At 51.9% G+C, this 16,897-nt stretch carries 14 protein-coding genes; 4 read left to right on the forward strand and 10 right to left on the reverse strand.

The genetic code is table 11. The features are described 5' to 3' along the window. The first annotated feature begins 91 nt into the window (after window positions 1–91). Window positions 92–1,813, forward strand: a complete 1,722-nt coding sequence (locus ABJV08_RS14835; protein ID WP_348037299.1) for an acyclic terpene utilization AtuA family protein — start codon at window positions 92–94, stop codon at window positions 1,811–1,813. Between the two features lies 1 nt (window position 1,814). On the opposite strand, the gene ABJV08_RS14840 is transcribed toward ABJV08_RS14835, so the two are convergent. Continuing rightward, window positions 1,815–2,639 (reverse strand): Coq4 family protein, encoded by an 825-nt coding sequence (locus ABJV08_RS14840; protein ID WP_348037297.1) that lies wholly within the window; start codon window positions 2,637–2,639, stop codon window positions 1,815–1,817. Between the two features lie 212 nt (window positions 2,640–2,851). On the opposite strand from ABJV08_RS14840, the gene ABJV08_RS14845 reads away from it, so the two are divergent. Further along, window positions 2,852–5,428, forward strand: coding sequence for a TonB-dependent receptor (locus ABJV08_RS14845; protein WP_348037295.1), 2,577 nt, complete (start codon window positions 2,852–2,854; stop codon window positions 5,426–5,428). Between the two features lie 72 nt (window positions 5,429–5,500). On the opposite strand, the gene ABJV08_RS14850 is transcribed toward ABJV08_RS14845, so the two are convergent. From ABJV08_RS14850 to ABJV08_RS14865, 4 genes are all read right to left on the reverse strand, one after another. Further along, window positions 5,501–6,253, reverse strand: a complete 753-nt coding sequence (locus ABJV08_RS14850; protein ID WP_348037293.1) for a glucose 1-dehydrogenase — start codon at window positions 6,251–6,253, stop codon at window positions 5,501–5,503. A gap of 163 nt (window positions 6,254–6,416) precedes the next feature. Continuing rightward, on the reverse strand, window positions 6,417–8,486 hold the full coding sequence (locus ABJV08_RS14855) for a DUF3604 domain-containing protein (protein WP_348037291.1): 2,070 nt from the start codon (window positions 8,484–8,486) through the stop codon (window positions 6,417–6,419). A gap of 3 nt (window positions 8,487–8,489) precedes the next feature. After that, window positions 8,490–9,113, reverse strand: a complete 624-nt coding sequence (locus ABJV08_RS14860; RefSeq protein WP_348037289.1) for a nuclear transport factor 2 family protein — start codon at window positions 9,111–9,113, stop codon at window positions 8,490–8,492. Next, window positions 9,110–11,017: a DUF3604 domain-containing protein gene (locus ABJV08_RS14865; protein ID WP_348037287.1), complete on the reverse strand. Its 1,908-nt coding sequence runs from the start codon at window positions 11,015–11,017 to the stop codon at window positions 9,110–9,112. Before ABJV08_RS14865 ends, ABJV08_RS14860 begins: the two co-directional genes overlap by 4 nt. A gap of 109 nt (window positions 11,018–11,126) precedes the next feature. On the opposite strand from ABJV08_RS14865, the gene ABJV08_RS14870 reads away from it, so the two are divergent. Further along, window positions 11,127–12,749 (forward strand): GMC family oxidoreductase N-terminal domain-containing protein, encoded by a 1,623-nt coding sequence (locus tag ABJV08_RS14870; protein WP_348037285.1) that lies wholly within the window; start codon window positions 11,127–11,129, stop codon window positions 12,747–12,749. A gap of 18 nt (window positions 12,750–12,767) precedes the next feature. On the opposite strand, the gene ABJV08_RS14875 is transcribed toward ABJV08_RS14870, so the two are convergent. Continuing rightward, the gene (locus ABJV08_RS14875) at window positions 12,768–13,259 is read right to left on the reverse strand and encodes a nuclear transport factor 2 family protein (protein ID WP_348037283.1); all 492 of its coding nucleotides are present in this window, start codon (window positions 13,257–13,259) and stop codon (window positions 12,768–12,770) included. A 67-nt stretch (window positions 13,260–13,326) separates the two neighbouring features. Between ABJV08_RS14875 and ABJV08_RS14880 the strand changes: the two genes are divergently transcribed. Continuing rightward, entirely contained in the window at window positions 13,327–14,070 is a 744-nt protein-coding gene (locus ABJV08_RS14880) for an SDR family NAD(P)-dependent oxidoreductase (RefSeq protein WP_348037281.1), read from the forward strand. Here ABJV08_RS14880 and ABJV08_RS14885 read toward each other — a convergent pair. The 4 genes from ABJV08_RS14885 to ABJV08_RS14900 are packed head-to-tail and all read right to left on the reverse strand — an operon-like array spanning window position 14,067 to window position 16,891. Beyond that, a complete protein-coding gene (locus tag ABJV08_RS14885) occupies window positions 14,067–14,513 on the reverse strand; it encodes a nuclear transport factor 2 family protein (protein WP_348037279.1) in 447 nt (148 codons plus the stop codon). The two genes, ABJV08_RS14880 and ABJV08_RS14885, sit on opposite strands and share 4 nt — an antisense overlap. Beyond that, entirely contained in the window at window positions 14,506–15,045 is a 540-nt protein-coding gene (locus tag ABJV08_RS14890; RefSeq protein ID WP_348037277.1) for an SRPBCC domain-containing protein, read from the reverse strand. The genes ABJV08_RS14885 and ABJV08_RS14890 overlap by 8 nt, the downstream gene beginning before the upstream one ends. Then, window positions 15,042–16,124 carry a DUF1214 domain-containing protein gene (locus tag ABJV08_RS14895; protein ID WP_348037275.1) on the reverse strand — a complete coding sequence of 361 codons (1,083 nt, stop codon included), beginning with the start codon at window positions 16,122–16,124 and terminating at the stop codon, window positions 15,042–15,044. Before ABJV08_RS14895 ends, ABJV08_RS14890 begins: the two co-directional genes overlap by 4 nt. Continuing rightward, window positions 16,121–16,891: an SDR family oxidoreductase gene (locus ABJV08_RS14900; protein WP_348037273.1), complete on the reverse strand. Its 771-nt coding sequence runs from the start codon at window positions 16,889–16,891 to the stop codon at window positions 16,121–16,123. Before ABJV08_RS14900 ends, ABJV08_RS14895 begins: the two co-directional genes overlap by 4 nt. Window positions 16,892–16,897: the final 6 nt, after the last annotated feature.

The raw sequence follows: 16,897 nt of genomic DNA on the forward strand, positions 1-16,897 counted from the left end.
TCAACGCATTTGATGATTATATTGGCTTTTAGGCATCTAAATGCGTAACAATCAAGCTTAGAAATTACGAATTTGATGTTTGGAGGGAAAGTTGGAACAATCGCAGGGCAAGATCATCCGCATAGGCGGCGGCAGCGCATTTTTCATCGACAGCGCCTTGGCAGTGCCGCAACTTCTTGCGGCCAATGTCGACTACATCATGTTCGATTATCTCGCCGAAGGCGCGATGGGGCTTTTTGGCCGCATGCGGCAGGCGGATGAACAAGGTGGCTATCCAAGCGACTTCATGGATGTGCATGTTGGTCCGTTTTTACAGCAGATTGCCGATAAGAACGTGCGCATCATTGCCAATGCCGGTGCAGTCAATCCAGCTGGCTTGGCTAGCGATATCCGCAAAAGAATTGGAGAACTCGGTCTGGATTTGAAAGTGGCCTGCATCTCCGGTGATGATCTGATCGACCGCGTCGCGGAACTTTCCGGGACACCCGATATGTTCACTGGCGCACCTCTGCCTTCGTCGGGCTACACCAGCATCAACGCCTATCTAGGCGCTATGCCGATCGCAGCGGCACTGGCCGATGGAGCGGATATCATCATTACCGGCCGAGCGGTGGATTCCGCCCTGACACTTGGCCCTTTAATATACGAATTTGGTTGGCAAAATGATGACTGGGATCGGCTAGCCGCTGGCACGGTTGCCGGTCATCTAATCGAGTGCAGCGGACAAGCAACCGGCGGCACCTTTACCGATTGGCGGGATGTTGAGGGATGGGCCAATATAGGCTCGCCGATTGCTGAATGTTCTTCGGACGGCAGCTGCGTCATTACAAAACCGGAGAATAGCGGCGGACTGGTATCGATCGGAACCGTCGCCGAACAATTGCTATATGAAGTCGGCGACCCACAAACCTATTTCGTTCCCGATGTAACATGCGATTTTACGCAGGTTCGATTGGAGCAGATTGCGAAAGACCGGGTGCGAGTAACCGGCGCGAAGGGTTATCCAGCAACCGATAGCTTGAAGGCCTGCGCAACCTGGGACGAAGGCTGGCGAGCAATAGCCTATCAGCCCATCATTGGCTCCAACGCCCGGCCCAAGGCAAAAAAGCAGGCTGCAGCAATGTTCGAACGGGGCAACATGATGGCCCGCGGACATGGATTTGCAGATTGGCGAAGGACCGAAGCCATTTCAATTGGCAACGATGAAGAGATAGTGCTGAAACTTGTCGTCGAACATGATGAAATGCTACCCTGTCAAATGTTTGCCCGCGAACAATTTTCAGCCATATCCGCTATGTCACCGGGAACCAGCGTCAGTTTCGGCGTGCAAGTACAACCCGTCATGAATCTCGGATCATTCCTCATTCCAAAAAGCGACGTGATCACCAAGATCGATGGCGCAACATTCTCGGAGACAATAGAAACCGGCTTCATTCCAGCAATGATCTCACGCCCCGCGGTGCCAACGCTCAGCGTTGATGCCACTGGGTCGATCCCGCTCGAACAACTGGCGTTCGCCCGCAGTGGAGAGAAAGGAGAAATGATCAATATTGCCATCATCGCCCGCGATCCAGAATATCTGGGTGCGTTGCGTACATCGCTGACTGAGGCAGCGCTCACGAAATGGTTCATTGATCTAGGTGCATTTACAATCACCACCTACGATGTTCCGGGTATCAACGCGTTTAACATAACGCTCGACGGTGCTTTGCCGGGCGGAATAAACCAAAGTCAAAGACTTGACCCCGCAGCGAAATCCATTGCTCAGCGGCTAATGAATTTTCCGGTTTCCAGGCCAGCCGGCTATGCCTAGACTAGCCGCTCTTTAATCCCGACCAGATGTCACCCTCTGCCGCCGTGTCCAAATCGACGGCACCGCGAACGCCCAAATGTTCGCGCGCTTCTTCAAGCGGCATATTCCAGACATCCTCTATTTTCGCCATCCAGAAAGGGTCCGAATGGCGGCCAATGGATATGCCTTGCTCGATACATTTAAGGGCAGCGCCCCATGTTTCCGGATAGTGCAGCACAGTCCGGATCAGATAGCGGGTTGTCCCCAATATCCCCATGACGTTCATCTCGCCCGCGAGTTCTTTATTTTGAATATGCGTATCGATGGTCGCAAGCCGGAACCAATAAGGGAGCAGCTCACCGATATAGTTGAAGCCGGCACCCGTTAATATATGCTCGTAATCATGTGTCTGCCCGGCGCGCAATGAATAATATTGCCATTGGTTTTGTGGTTTAAAATTCGGGACAATCTGAACCTCGTAACTGCCCTGGGTTGCCGCCTGATAATAGATGCCGCCTACCGTCCCCGATGCACAGTCCTTCAAATCTTCTATGACATATTCCGAGCAATGCCATTCCTCAAACCATCTATCGAACTGGGCATTGTTCTTCCTTTCATCGGCAATCAACGCCTCCAATCGCTCATAATCGCGCAGATCATCCAAGATATTGATCAATTCATACATCTCTGCGGCGGGTGGATAGTCGGCGCCGTTTTTCTTCAACGCAATTTTGGCGACCCATTCCCGCAGCCGCGGATCATTCAAATATTTTGAAGATGAAACCAATATCGAGGAATCGGTTCCAAGTAGCTCAACACCGCGAGCGAGATAGGGAATGTCGTCCATTTTTTCCTCCTGAGTGATCAAATCACGCAAAAAACTCAACCGGCATCACAAATGCGGATTATTGTTGCAAACATGCTACGCATTTGATCGCTTTCAATCAATTTAATAAGTGAATTGCGGAATTCGAGTTGACATAACTTACGATTTTTGGGACGACAAACGCAATAAGAAACTGTCGTCGAACAGACACAAAATTTGGGAGGATGTATTCAATGGTAAAATACCGGATCACAAAAACGCTTTTGGCTGGCGCGGCTCTTGGGGCCCTATGTTCACCAGCATATGCGCAAGATTCTGACGGCGCGGACGAAAATGTCATCATCGTGACGGCGAACAAGCGCGAACAGAACCTGCAGGAAATTCCGGTAGCAATATCTGCACTCTCGAGCGAAACCATTGAATTGCAAGGCATTACACAAACACAAGACTTGAGCGGCCTGGCTCCGAATGTTGCCGTAAACGGGGGCACGACCAATGCGACCGCTTCAGTGATCACCATCCGTGGCATTCCAACGAACGCCGATGAGACTCAAGGATTTGATTCTCCCATTGGCCTGTATCTGGACGGCGTCTATTTGGCGCGTTCATCAGCCTCTTCCTTTGAAGTTGCAGATATCGAACGGATCGAAGTGCTACGTGGTCCTCAAGGAACGCTCTTTGGACGGAACACAACTGGCGGTGCTGTGAACTTCATCACCAAAGCGCCAAGCGAAGACGCAAGCGCCAAGGTGAAATTGGGCTATGGCAACTATAACCAAAAACAAGCCCGACTGATTTTGAACAGCGGAACGATCTTCGATTCCGGCCGTATTTCTTTGGGTTATCTTTATAAGAAGCGGAACGGTGTCGTTGACAATCTGCTGCAACCCAACAAAAGTCTCGATCCAGGCGGAAATGAAACACATGCTGCTCGACTTGCCATAGAGCTGGACATTACAGACAATCTAAAACTCACCAACATTACCGACTGGTCGAAAATTGATGGCGTGCCTCATGCAAACCAGCTGTCTGCCGTTGGTGATGGCGTTTTCCGCCCGAATATCACCATCGATGGGAATACTTTTGCGCAGGTGCAACCTGCCAATGTTGGAGGCTATCTCGCCAATGCAGCGGGGCTCGAGGCACAATGTGGTACACCGCTAGCCAATGTGCAGCGCGCACGTCTTGATCCAATTTGCTTGGAAGGCGCTGGCCTCTCCACCGATACGCTTCGCGGAAACATGACTCGCTTGGAACTCGATCTTGATACGGTAACCGTGCGTTCAACGACCGCATTTCGTGGGTGGAAAAACACGATCCGCGGCAGTGATCTTGATGGCCTCGGAACAATTTCCGGTCCAATTTTTGCTCAAACAAGCACATTCAATGGCTTGCCAGCAGCAATTACGGGATTCCTGCTTCCACCCTTTAGTGGAGCCGCTAACCCGACCGCACAATTTTTGCAGAGTCAGGGTGTTCCAACCACCAATCAGCCATTGTTTCAGGCTCGAAATGATCGGGAACAAAGCCAGTTCAGTCAGGAAATTGAAATTGTCGGTGGCTCCGGAACAAATTTTGAGTGGGTCGTGGGTGGCTTCTACTTCCGGGAAACCGGTAGTGAAACAAACCCACAAACTTTTGCCTTCGTTCTGGATACCAACCAAGCTGTATTTAGCGATGCAAACTTCGGTCCGAACTTTGGCCCTGGCTTAAGAGCGGCCAACACGGCAAACGGAACACAATTCCGTGCCGTGGTTCAACAATCAACCTTAGCATATAATGTTAAGGGGGAATCCTACGCTATCTACGGCCAAGGCACTTTCCGCCCAGGCGGTGAAGATGGCGCTTTGGGCGTCACACTGGGTTTACGCTATTCATGGGATAAGAAAGAGATGACGGTCTCCCAAAACGGCGCAGTTCCTTTCGGCACTCCGGCCGAGCTCGCTTTGAACAGCGGATCGGCGAAGTTTTCTGAGCCCACCGGACATCTAACGGTCGACTATCGCGCCAGTGATGATGTCAATCTCTATGCGCGGGCGGCGCGAGGCTATCGCACAGGCGGTTTCAATGCGCGGCAATCCACCAGTGTTGCTAACAATATTGGCTTGCTACCGTTCAATGAAGAGAAAATTACCTCTTATGAGTTCGGTGCCAAGACCCAGCTAATCCCTGGACTGACATTGAATGGTGCGATTTTCTACAATATCTATGAAGATCAGCAGGCGACAGTTCCCATTCCTATCGTTGGTGGTGGCAGCTTCGGTACGCAGATTGTGAACGCTGGTAAGACCAAATATCTTGGTGCGGAACTCGAAGCGCGCTGGCAGATTACTGATGCCTTCTCGATCGATGGCTCCTTTGGCTATGTAGATAGCAAAACAAAGGAATTCCCCTCCGCTGACATCAACGGGGTCATTCAAAATATTGCTTCGGAGTTTAGGCCGGGCAATTCCCCATCGACCACTGCCAATGCAGGCATAACCTATAGCGCGCCTATCGGGAGCGGAGACACCCGACTGACCGCTCGTGTCGGCGCCAGCCACGTCTCATCCATAGTGTTTTTTGGCAACCCACTGACTTCGCCGTTTCAGCAGGAAACCAAAGGCGGAGCCCGTACATTGGTAGATGCACAGTTGAGACTGGATGATGTTAATCTTGGTGGCGCAGAATTTTCTGTGCAGCTTTGGGGTAAGAATATCCTCAACAAGAAATATGTCTCGCGCGGCATTGACTTTGGCCAACTGGGCTTTGGATCGGTCATTTACGGTGATCCAGCGACCTATGGCTTGAGCTTAGAATTCGAATTTTGATCAACCTCCCATTTGATCAAAAAAGCGGGCCGGAGAGTTTCTTACTCTCCGGCCTTTGTTTTTTCGGATAGGTTAAACCGCTGTCGCGCCGCCATCGATGACCATAGGATGGCCCGTGACAAAACTAGCCTGATCGGAACAGAGCCAAACAATCGCACTGGCAATTTCCTCAGGCTGCCCTAAGCGCCTCATCGGCGTCATGGCTTCCATGGTCTTTTTAATTTCCGGATTTTGAGAAATGACATCGGTCATTGGTGTCTCGATCACTCCGGGGCAAACACAATTGACGCGGATACCAGCCTCCGCCCATCGCAGCGCACCATGGCGAGTCAATCCCACAACACCGTGCTTGCCGGCTGTATAGGCACCCTGCATAGGATTGCCGACCAAGCCGTTGATTGATGATGTATTGACGATCGCACCGCCACCAGTGGCCAACATTGCTTCCGCTTCAGCCTTCATACACAACATAACACCAGTCAGATTGACGCTGAGGCTTCGCTCCCATACATCCAAATCATATTCGTCTTTCTGAATGTCGTTGATCCCAGCATTGTTGCAGGCATAATCAAGCCGGCCATAGTCTGAGACAGCCTTTCCAATGAGCGCCTTTACGTCTGCTTCATCCGCGACGTTGCATCTTTGAAAAACAGCTGTGCCACCCTGCTCCTCGATCAATGTCACAGTCTCGTGTCCTTTTTCATCTTGTACGTCGGACACAAGAACAGACGCCCCTGACGCTGCAAAAGCCAAGGCCGTTGCACGACCAATTCCGCCGCTGGCACCCGTCACGATCGCCACTTTTCCAGCCATTCCATAATTCATTATTTCTCTCCAATTTTTATCGAGCTAGTTTTTTAAAATTTCCTGCCAGCCTTCAAGTGGCGCTTGATGATGCGGACAAAAAGGGAATGGCCGTGTTCTTAATCGCTACCCTTGGTGCATTTTCTGTCTTGGCGGCCAACCAAATATTTCATTGTCCTGAGCGTCAGTCGCTATGCCCTGACATTCCATTGGCCGCTAAAGGCGCCTTTTGGTCAGGCGTAAACCAGATCGGTGAAGCCCATGCCATTTCGGAGATGTTCGTGGGCATATTGTTTTCACATTCAACTGGCCGCTGGTTTGCTGGCAAAGCCGAACATTGAGCCTCGCTCCACCGCTCAGTCGGGGTCTCCACAGCGCGCATATAATAATAAGTTGATACGCCTGCATCATAGTCGGGATCATTATAGACTACGCACAGATTGTCTCCGCTTCCGGTCGCGTTGAGATCGATCACTCTATTATGCTTCTGGCCATCGCGATCGATCCAACCCTTGATCAACTGCAGCTTCTGCAAAGGATTGGACAAAGGATCGCGCTTTGCCTGCACGAGCAATTGAAATGGTTGCATTTGCCCCGCCAGTTTGGAGCCCATTGGTGTGCCGCCAGCATAAGCCAGCGCCAACCAATTTGCATTCGAGCAAAGATCTTGCGGATAGCGTCCAGCAAAAAAGCGCGGTTCAATGCGGGGCCCAGTCGTGGCAAAGGCTTCACGCCTTTTCATCGACTGGAAGATTGCGTCGCGCGAATTTTCCACAGCATAAACACCAGCCAGCCCGCCCGGATTGCTGACCAGCCGGTTAAATCTCCCGATACCAGCCTGTCCGAGACGCCCTTTCAGGTTGGTCTCGTAAGCGATATGCCCGCCCCACTGCGCCTCTCCGGTGCCACCAGCGGCGCTGATATGGGTGTCGGTACTGCCAATGAAACCAAATTCGAACGGATTGGGACCGCCTTTCGCTTCTTTTTCCATGCCATAGAGCAATGCACCACGCGCGAAATCCCATGAGGAAAGGCAGAACCCCTTGTAGAGATTGTCTTTGGGATCCAGATATTGCCCTGTGCATTGCGGGCTATCAGAGTCATTAAGCGCCGGAAGCCAAGCGGTTATCTCCGGCGCTTGTTCCGTTTTTCCAAACTGCCGCAATTGCTCCACATCGCAAAGCTCATCATTGTCGCTCAATATGTCGGTGATGCCATTTATACATTCCGACGTTCCTTTGTGCTGGGTGATCTCCATCAACCGGTCATAGGCGTTGCGCAGCAACCAATATGCACTTTGCGAACGTTCAGAAAAACCGTCCATATAATTTGGATTGAAGCTATTCCCACCTGAGATATTCGAGTTGTGCGGGATTGAAATTACATCACAAGCGTCGATGCCCAAACGACATTCTTTCTCGAAACTGGTGAGCAGTTCATAATTGGTGATGTGCGAGAAGAAAGTCGCTGGGCGCGCAGGTACTTCCGCGTTCCGGAAAATTGTATTGCGATGCATATGCTGCGCATTGGGCGCCCGCGTATATTCATATCCAACGAAACTGGTAAAACCGCATGAAGGCGAACGATCATAAGCCTCCTCCGCCGAGCGTTTCATATCGTCCCAGACCAGCTTATCCGCCGCTTCACAATCTCTATTGTCTTTGCCGCAAACGCTCTCGTCACGCTTGGGCCGGGTAACACCATTCTGTCCCATAAACTCGCGGACACCGTCTTCACCGCCAGCACGAAACCGCTGGCAGGCATCACTATCATAGCCCGGGAACGCGCCCCTGGTGCGACAAATATAGCCTTCACCATAGGTCTCTGCATGGTCGGTAACAGCAGCAAAGTCTAACGGTTGGGTAAGTTGCATCGTACGTTTGCCGGAACCATCCTGAACCGGCACATCAATCGCCTGGCCCTTTGCAAACCGATAGACATCATCCGGGAATGTCCGCGTTCCATCGGGGAAGGCGTCAGCGGAAATTGCTGTGTGAATGTGCAAATCACCAAACATCGCTTGTTTGGTCGATACACGCTCGCTGCATTGGCTGCGCTTTTCGGTATAGATCAGCTCTGGTTGGTAGCCAAAAGCATAATATTCCGGCACGGATTTGGGCGAACTCGGAGGTTCGACGACCACTGTCTTGTCGATGGAATAGCGCGTAATGTTAGAGAGAATTTTATAGCCGCCCCAGAGCAAAGCTAGCAGGATCACCAAACCAATTGCTGCTTTTTTCGCTACGCCAACCATGATCTAATCTGCCCGTACTTTAACCTTGGGTGCCGACTGTCCACGCCGCATTGCATTGATAAAACCTTCGAGCGGAGCAGGCTCTGGCACAGGGCCTTCATGATCGCCTCCACGCGCCCAATATTCTGCGAAGCTCGGAAAGAGTTTGTGAAAATTCCCTTCCGCCGGTTCACTATCTGGCCAACGCATTTTTTTGTCCCCAATGGGCGGTTTATTAAGGTCGGTTGCATACCAATAGAGCGGCAAACGGCGTGCGAAGAACCAGTGACCATCTTGCCGGACATAGTCATCCACATACATCATCTGCATGATGACCCATTCGTCGCCTGTCTCATGTTCGTTCTTGGAATAGACTATGCCGTGAGCATGATCAGGATCATCAAACTCGATTATATGCCCTCCGATATGATGCGAAGTACCGGTAAACGGTGACCGCAAGGTTCGATCCATATATACGCGCAAGGCTTTACGACCGGACGCCTCTTTTCCCACTCGGACATCTGCCGGAAACAAGGTGACCATCATATCGATGTCACGCATGTCCAATGTCAGCGCATATTTTGCGGGTAGCTGGCGAATGGCATCTAGCGATTCCAACCGGTCGATGCGGGTTTCTATATCACTCATGCCTTTGGATTATACCAGATTGGAGACGTATAGGCCCGTTCTTGGGCAATCTTGGTCACATCATCAGACAGCGCGGTCTTGTAACGCAGAGCATCGAATACCACCCATCGCGGTGTCGGAATTTCCAGAACGCGAACATAATAAAAGGCCTTAATCGCGGAATCGAATTCAGGATCAGTCCAAACCGTCTGCAATTCGGTGGCTCCAATGCTGTTGCTATATTCTGCCGTGGCAAGATCAACCGTGTTACCAACAGCTGGCACCTTGCCGTTTTCCAGCTTGCGCGTCTCGGCGTCACTCCAGGCGATATCAAAGACCTTTTCCTGCGTTTTCCCGTTGCTATCAATCCAGCCTTTGATGACTTGCACGCGATCCAAATTCGCGCCGTCTGGGTCCTTCAACGCAGATACTATGAAACGGGGTGCCGATTTGTCGTCGCCCTGAAGATCTCCACCCATGGGAACGCCCCGATCATAGCCAGCCTTCACCCAATCCTTGGAAAAATCATCAGCGGTAAAATCAAACCCGCCAAAGAATCTTACAGACATTCGTGGGCCGGTGGTTGCATAGACTTCGCGCCGGGCCATCGCATCAAAAATGGCCTCGCGTGTGTTGGCTGTCGCCCAGACCGCTGCATAGCCGCCCGCCAGATAATGCCAATTGAACCGGTTGCCACGAGACCCCAGGTTCATTCGCTTGTTCACCCTATCCCGACCATCGGCTGTGGGTTCATTGAACGTGTGCTTGCCGAAGAAATTATCCTCATCGCCCGTGGCCAATGCCGTATGCGAATCTGTGGAGCCAATCTGGCCCAATTTATAGGGATTAATGCCTGTCTTGCTTTCGATCTCTAGTCCGCGCTTCAGGGCTTCGCGAACATAATTGCCCGCTTGCATTTCTGGTGTTGTTTTGGATTTTGCGCTCAGATTTTCATCGTCCCAACCGGCAATACCGAATCCGGCAAACTCGTCATTGGCCGAAAGAAACGGATGCGCCTCGCTATCACCCTTGATTTGAGTGGTCTCAACAATAGGCTCCATTCGCGCGCGAAGCGTCGCTTCTTCCTCAGTCATCGGGCCGCCGCTTGCTCCGGTCAACTCGAACATTAAACCATTGGAAACATTGCTATTGTGCGGAATGGCCAAAACCCGGCCCCCGGTGCTCTTTTCGTAGGTATCCATATATTTCCACAAATCCTGCGGTGTTTCTCCACTCGCTGAGGGGAAAGGCACAATTTTACTGACCCGGTCCGCAGCATCGCGAAACATGACCACGCGATGCAAATTGCTGCCGCCAGGCATAGACGTATATTCAAACCCGTTAAACGCGGTGAACTTGCCTGGTGCATTATAGTCATCAACAACTTTAATGTGATCGTTCCAGATTTCTGCGCCTTGCTTATTGGCTTCGTCTGCATCGGCAACTTCAGCAGAAGCTTCCGGATCGCCGGCCAAATCGATCATCTCGTTCATTGCCTTGGTGGACTCTTCAGGGCCCGCATTGAACATGTCATGCCAACGCTTCAATTGCTCGCTTGGCAAAAGAAATCGCGGCGCTTCGGCGATCATTTTGGTAAATCCCAAGCCATCGCTATGATCCGAAATGACCAAAAAATCGAGCGGGCGAGCAAGCTGCGCCTTGATGCCCATCGTTGAAGTGACCTCTTCGCCACTCGCAAAACGCAAGGCTGCTTCCGCGTCAAGACGGACGCCCCAACCAAATGCATCTGGCGAATTGGCGGTATGCAGATGCGTGTCGCCCCAGAGCACTTTTTCTGGATAAGCGGTTTCCTTGACCTCAACCTTCTCACCACCAAAAATACCGCCTGAGCCGCCGTCGCAAGCAGATAGAGTCAGCATTGAAAGGCCCGCGCTCATGGTGATCAGAATACGGTTTTTGGTCATTTGGATTCCCTCCCAGAATTCTTATCCGATATTCCGCATATTGCGGCTCAATTCAAGTTTTTCTTTGCAATTGCGTAATTATTTGAGCAAATGATTGCGAAGGACGAGGATGCAGACTGAATTTGACTATATCATCATTGGCGCTGGATCGGCCGGATGCGTTCTGGCCAATCGCCTGTCTGCTGACCCCGATATATCCGTCGCGCTGATCGAAGCGGGCAAGCGCGATACAAACCCAATGATCCATATGCCAATCGGCTATGGCAAGACCACCAGTGAACCCGGCGAAAGCTGGCACTATTTCTCCCAACCCGAACCACATATCAACAATCGGAGAATGTTGCTGCCACGTGGCAAAGGCCTTGGTGGTTCTTCGAACATTAACGGCATGATCTACATTCGTGGCCAAAGAGAAGATTTTGATGGCTGGAGCCAATTGGGAGCAATTGGTTGGGGGTGGCAGGATGTACACCCCTATTTCCGCAAGTCCGCGCGTCATGCATCTGGCGCGCGAGAGGATTTTGGCGACGGGCCTCTATGGGTCGAAAAAGCTCAGTTTAGCGACCCCACAAGCGATGCGATGATTAATGCGTTCAACAGCATCGGTGTCCCACGCAATGATGATTTCAACGGCGATGATCAATGGGGTGCAGGCTATTTTGATGCCAATATTAAAGATGGAAAACGCTGGTCTGCAGCAATGGCCTATCTGCGGCCAGCAGAGAAACGCAGCAATCTAACAATAGTCACCGATGCCCATGTTAAAGAGATCACCTTTGAAGGAAAGCAGGCAACTGGCATCATATATCATCGCAAATCCGGTGAGCATATCGTCACCGCAAAACGCGAAACCATTTTGTCGGCAGGCGCCTATCACAGTCCACAACTATTGCAGCTTTCGGGCATCGGCGCGGCAGAGCATCTTCGGTCATTGGGGATAGGGATACGAGCGGATAATTCAGAGGTCGGCGCAAACCTCCAAGATCATATCATCCCTCCTCTCGCTTGGCGGGTTAAGCCAGGAGTCTATAGTCAGAATGACGAACTGAGAGCGCCTAAGGTTATCTGGAATTTCATGCGCTACCTCGTCACCAAAAAGGGACCGATGACAAACCCGGCAGCTCCGGTTGGAGCATTTGTCAAAAGTGATCCAGCCTTGGAGCAGCCTGACATCCAGTTCCACTGCCTACCTCTAACCGGCGACCTAGAAGTTGCATCGCGGGGCGAAAAATCAAAACTGAGCCCGCATTCTGGGTTCACTCTTGGGCCATATTTTCTACGTCCGGAATCGCGCGGTACCGCAATGGCTGCAAGCAAGGATCCGTTCCAGACTCCTGCGATCATCCACAATTATCTTGCCGCAGCCTATGACCGCAAAGTCACCTTAGAGGCTATTAAAATTGCACGCCAGATAGCGGCAACGCCATATCTTGCGCCCCTTATTGCCGAAGAGACTGATCCTGGCAAAGAGGTGCAGAGCGATGATGAATTGATCGCCTTTGCGCGCGAATACGGCATGACCGGCTTTCATCCCGTCGGAACCTGCCGGATGGGTATCGACGAGGATGCGGTAGTCGACCCTCAGCTGCGGGTTAATGGAGTTAAGTGCCTACGTGTCGTAGATGCCTCCATCATGCCACGCCTGATATCAGGCAATACCCACGCTACAACCGTGATGATCGCGGAGAAAGCTGCTGATATGATATTGAAGGACAAACAAAGAAGCGATTGAGCCTTAAAACCCTTATTATCATCCAAAATTTTCCGGCGGCTTGCCCATCACCTGTACGCTTGACTGCCCGGCCTCATCAACCGAGTGAATAAGACAACTTTTGCGGGATGAGCGCGTCTCAGCAATCCACCAGCGACCATCCTGTTTCACATAAATGTCCTGATATTCGACGCCCATCTGTGTAAGCGTGCGCTGTTCCAAATTGATATTGTGAAAGAACAATGGCCACCAGCCGGTTGCCTTGATTTCATTTTCAAACTCAACAATCCCGGTGCCACCCTGATGAATGTCAAAAATATGCGCGCCGCAGCCCATCTGCTGGTAGATTTCTATAAACGGATCACGGCTGTCAAACGGCGGAAAACCATCGAACATAATTTTTGCGCTCGGTATAAAACAGTCGCGCATACTCTCTGGATCCTTCGCATCCGAAGCCCGCAAATAGCGCATCTTCAGATCACGAATATTGCGGTCTTCTTCCAGACGTTGAAGGCGTGCTTCTATATCCATTTCACTTTCCCTTTGCGTAATATGTGCGCTACTATATTACGCAAATCAAGGTTCAAAGGAGTGAAAAATGCGATTTGCGGATAAAAATATCATTGTCACCGGTGCGGCATCCGGCATTGGCCGAGCGACAGCGATCCTGATGGCAAACGAAGGTGCGCATGTCAGCATTGGCGACGTCAACGAGGCCGGTTTGAAGGAAACCGCTAACATGATGACGGGCGACCCGCAGGTTATCCCTTATGATGCAACCGATCATGATAGTTGCAAAAATTTGGTCGCGAAGGCCACCGACGGTCGCCCTCTAGACGTTATCTGCAATATCGCAGGCCTGCTGGATTGGGGGCCCGTCGATCATTTTGACGAAGCACGCTTCGCTCGGGTGCTAGCGATCAATCTGACCAGCGTTTATACATTGTGCCGGGCCGCGCTGCCGCATTTGGTCGAAACAAAGGGAACCATTATCAACACTAGTTCGACCGCTGGGGTGGCGGGAATTGCCTATTCCAGTGCCTATTCCGCTTCAAAACATGGAGTCATCGGGCTGACCAAATCATTGGCGATAGAATATGCATCACGCGGTGTCCGCGTGAACGCCATCTGTCCTGGTCATGTCGATACGCCCATGGGCAACCAAACGCCGCCGGAAGGCGAAATCGACTGGGCGTTGGTGATGCGCAATGTCAACAAGTTGGAAGGCGGCTCCTGCGCTCCAGAAGATATTGCCAACGCTTTTGCCTATCTCGCCAGCACCGATGCCCGAAAAGTTAGCGGTACAACATTGACCGTCGATGGAGCCATGCAGGCGGGTTAGCCTAGATGCTTCAAAGGCGCCCCCCGGACCGGCCGATTAACGCGCATATCGACAAGCCAGCTGCCGTCCGTTTGTCGGGATAGTTCCCAACGATTATAGGATACTCTCCAGGCTTCATAGGCATCACCGATTTTGCGAAACACAATACTGTAGCCGGTCGCAATCGCGGTGGCTCCATTGAGCATTATTTGATGGGGCGACAGGATGTGCGCGCACCCTTGAGCCATAAGCGATTGATGTGTGTCCCCAGAAATAAGTGCAGCGATTGCCGGACGCCCCACGGAAACCCCAAAGCCTCCCACGTCATAGGTACCATTCACTGACCAAAGAGCCGCAACCCCATCCGCATCACCGCTATCCGCAAGCGGCCCATAGCTGGCAATCAGATTGCGGATCGCCTCCAAATCTTCGAGACGCTGTAACCGGTTTTGCGCGTCAACCATTGTCCGCCGCATATAACGTTTCAGCCCTTACCTTTAACGCCCGGGCGGTGTCGTTAAACGCTCGCGTAACCCATGGCCCACAGAAGATCATCACATGCCAGCCATGTTCGCCAAGAAACGCATCGGACGAGACATAGGTGCAGCGCTTTGGGCCCACTTCCTCAATAATCTGGTCGCGCCGTGCCGGATAAGGAAATTCCTCTACCCATCGTGCCCCCCAAGAAAGCAGATGCGGTTCGACAATCTCGCAAACATATTCGACATTAGGCTGAAGCTGACCCGGCATGGTGTAGCTGTTCAATTGCATCATGACCGGCGCATCCATTTCGAGCTTTGATTCTGCGCGAATGCAAAATGGGTTCCATGCATTGTAATTTTCTAGGTCCGTCAGGATCCCCCATACGACGCTGGCGGGCGCATTGATTTCGATCTTGTCCGAGACAACCATCCAGTCCTTGTCAAAGCCACTAATCGGATCCTCCGAGATGGTTTTTGCTGTTTCCATCCAAGGCATGTTCCAAGGGTCCATCATGTCATCTCCTCCAATTTTATCACCCGCGCTCTCGGTAACGGGTTTTCCTGTGCATCCTGCCAACGCAGTAGCGCTGTGCCCTCGCTATGCCCGCAGGTGTCTATCCAATTGCCCGTTCCGGGATTCTCCGCCGCAACTATAATCCGCAAGCTGCCGTCCGCTTCAAGGCGCGCGCTATGTTTGTTCACCGTCACCTGCGCAAAACGATAATCAAGGCTTTCCATCCACCAGTTGTTGAGTTGGAAATTCCAATAGTCGCATTCGGGTGGCACTACTTCGATGAGCCAAGCTTCATCAGGCTCCAACTTCCAGTAGGCATGGGCGTAGAACAAGTCTTTTGCACCACCGGCCTTCTGATAAATCTGCTGATCAAACGGGTGAAAGCTATTCGGATATTCGGCAAACATCCGTGTCCAGTCAGCAAAGGTGGAAGCCACCCCTTTTACAAATTGAGCCGTTGTCGCGAGCCCACGCTCCAATGCTTCCGCCGCGATGGGCATAGGGCTGTCTGGCCCGTTGATGCGCTCGATGGAGAACTGGCCAGCCTCTTCTGCCACCCTATCGAGCGAATTTTGACGAACAATGATTATATTGGCATCGGGTTCCAGCCGCAGCCAGTTTCCCGGCTGCTCATCGCAACTAGCGATGATCTCCAACTCACCATCCGGTCCCCAATTGATCTCATCGTCCATTAGCGAGCCGGTGGCCTGTGCCGTGCCATCGCTGTCGTAACGCATGGCATTGGCGACGATCGAGAAATATTTCATCGATCCGCGTTTTCCAGTGATCCGGTAGCTTTTGGATCCGTCAATCTGCGCGTTGAGATAAGCGCTATCTGGATTGTCTGCTCCGATTTTCGCGGTATCATGGCTGAGCTTATAGAAGAACGGAAAGTCCGTGTCCGTCGCCTCGACATATTGTTCCAGCGCTAATTTTGTCAGCCTCGAAAGATACCGAAATCCCTCCGTTCGATTTAGCGGATCATCGGGTGCATTGTCCGCAAGAATCGTCTCGCCCGCTGATTTGAGTTGATCGCAAAAATCAGCCCAAGCCTTCCCACTGACGATGTTCTCGCTCATGGCGCCACCCAGTCACCGCCATTAACATCTAGCGCTGCGCCGGTAACTTCGCTGGCATAGTCGGAGAGGAGGAAATAAACCGCTTTGGCGCAATCTTTATCCGGCGGAATATGGCCAACCGGAACTTCGCTCGCGCGCTGTTTCCTATAAGCGGCACCTTCCTCACCCATGCTTGCAAAAAAGCCATCGAGGGGCACGCCGTCCATCCAACCCATCAGCGCGGTATTGGCTCTGATACCTGTCCCTCCAAGCTCGATAGCGAGCTGCCTGCTGAGCTGATTGAGCGCAGCTTTGCACATTGCGTACCCACCTTCTCCCGGCATCGGTTTCCGTGAAGCCAAAGTAGAAATATTGACGATGGACCCGCCGCCCTGCTCCTTCATTGCAGGGATTACTGCTTGCGCCATGCGCAGACCACCCAGCGCAATGACGTCAAAAGCCTGCGCCAGTTGATCGACCGAAGCCACATCCAGATTGGCCCAATCAGGGTGGAAATAAGCAGAATGTACCAACCCGTCGATCCGTCCCCATTTGTCGAGCGTTGCCTTGGCAAGATTCTGGCATTGCGCCGTATCCGAAACATCGGTCGGGATCGCAATCACATCGCCGCCGTTGGCGGTAATTTCGTCGTGCAATTTTTCAATAAACTCAGTCGAACGCGCAGAAATAGCGACTTTCGCTCCTTCCATCGCGGCCCCGCGACACATGGCCTGCCCCATGCCCGGCCCCGCTCCAGTAATGATGATGACCTTATCTTTGAGTATCATTGTCGC

Source organism: Parasphingorhabdus sp. (assembly GCF_039982395.1).
Lineage (GTDB): Bacteria > Pseudomonadota > Alphaproteobacteria > Sphingomonadales > Sphingomonadaceae > Parasphingorhabdus.

What these genes read in the sequence shown, in the direction of transcription:
- ABJV08_RS14880 (WP_348037281.1), top strand. Translation starts at nt 13,327, where the DNA reads ATGCGATTTGCGGATAAAAATATCATTGTCACCGGTGCGGCATCCGGC.
- ABJV08_RS14900 (WP_348037273.1), bottom strand. Translation starts at nt 16,891, where the DNA reads ATGATACTCAAAGATAAGGTCATCATCATTACTGGAGCGGGGCCGGGC.
- ABJV08_RS14890 (WP_348037277.1), bottom strand. Translation starts at nt 15,045, where the DNA reads ATGATGGACCCTTGGAACATGCCTTGGATGGAAACAGCAAAAACCATC.
- ABJV08_RS14885 (WP_348037279.1), bottom strand. Translation starts at nt 14,513, where the DNA reads ATGGTTGACGCGCAAAACCGGTTACAGCGTCTCGAAGATTTGGAGGCG.
- ABJV08_RS14875 (WP_348037283.1), bottom strand. Translation starts at nt 13,259, where the DNA reads ATGGATATAGAAGCACGCCTTCAACGTCTGGAAGAAGACCGCAATATT.
- ABJV08_RS14840 (WP_348037297.1), bottom strand. Translation starts at nt 2,639, where the DNA reads ATGGACGACATTCCCTATCTCGCTCGCGGTGTTGAGCTACTTGGAACC.
- ABJV08_RS14850 (WP_348037293.1), bottom strand. Translation starts at nt 6,253, where the DNA reads ATGAATTATGGAATGGCTGGAAAAGTGGCGATCGTGACGGGTGCCAGC.
- ABJV08_RS14895 (WP_348037275.1), bottom strand. Translation starts at nt 16,124, where the DNA reads ATGAGCGAGAACATCGTCAGTGGGAAGGCTTGGGCTGATTTTTGCGAT.
- ABJV08_RS14860 (WP_348037289.1), bottom strand. Translation starts at nt 9,113, where the DNA reads ATGAGTGATATAGAAACCCGCATCGACCGGTTGGAATCGCTAGATGCC.
- ABJV08_RS14855 (WP_348037291.1), bottom strand. Translation starts at nt 8,486, where the DNA reads ATGGTTGGCGTAGCGAAAAAAGCAGCAATTGGTTTGGTGATCCTGCTA.
- ABJV08_RS14870 (WP_348037285.1), top strand. Translation starts at nt 11,127, where the DNA reads ATGCAGACTGAATTTGACTATATCATCATTGGCGCTGGATCGGCCGGA.
- ABJV08_RS14845 (WP_348037295.1), top strand. Translation starts at nt 2,852, where the DNA reads ATGGTAAAATACCGGATCACAAAAACGCTTTTGGCTGGCGCGGCTCTT.
- ABJV08_RS14865 (WP_348037287.1), bottom strand. Translation starts at nt 11,017, where the DNA reads ATGACCAAAAACCGTATTCTGATCACCATGAGCGCGGGCCTTTCAATG.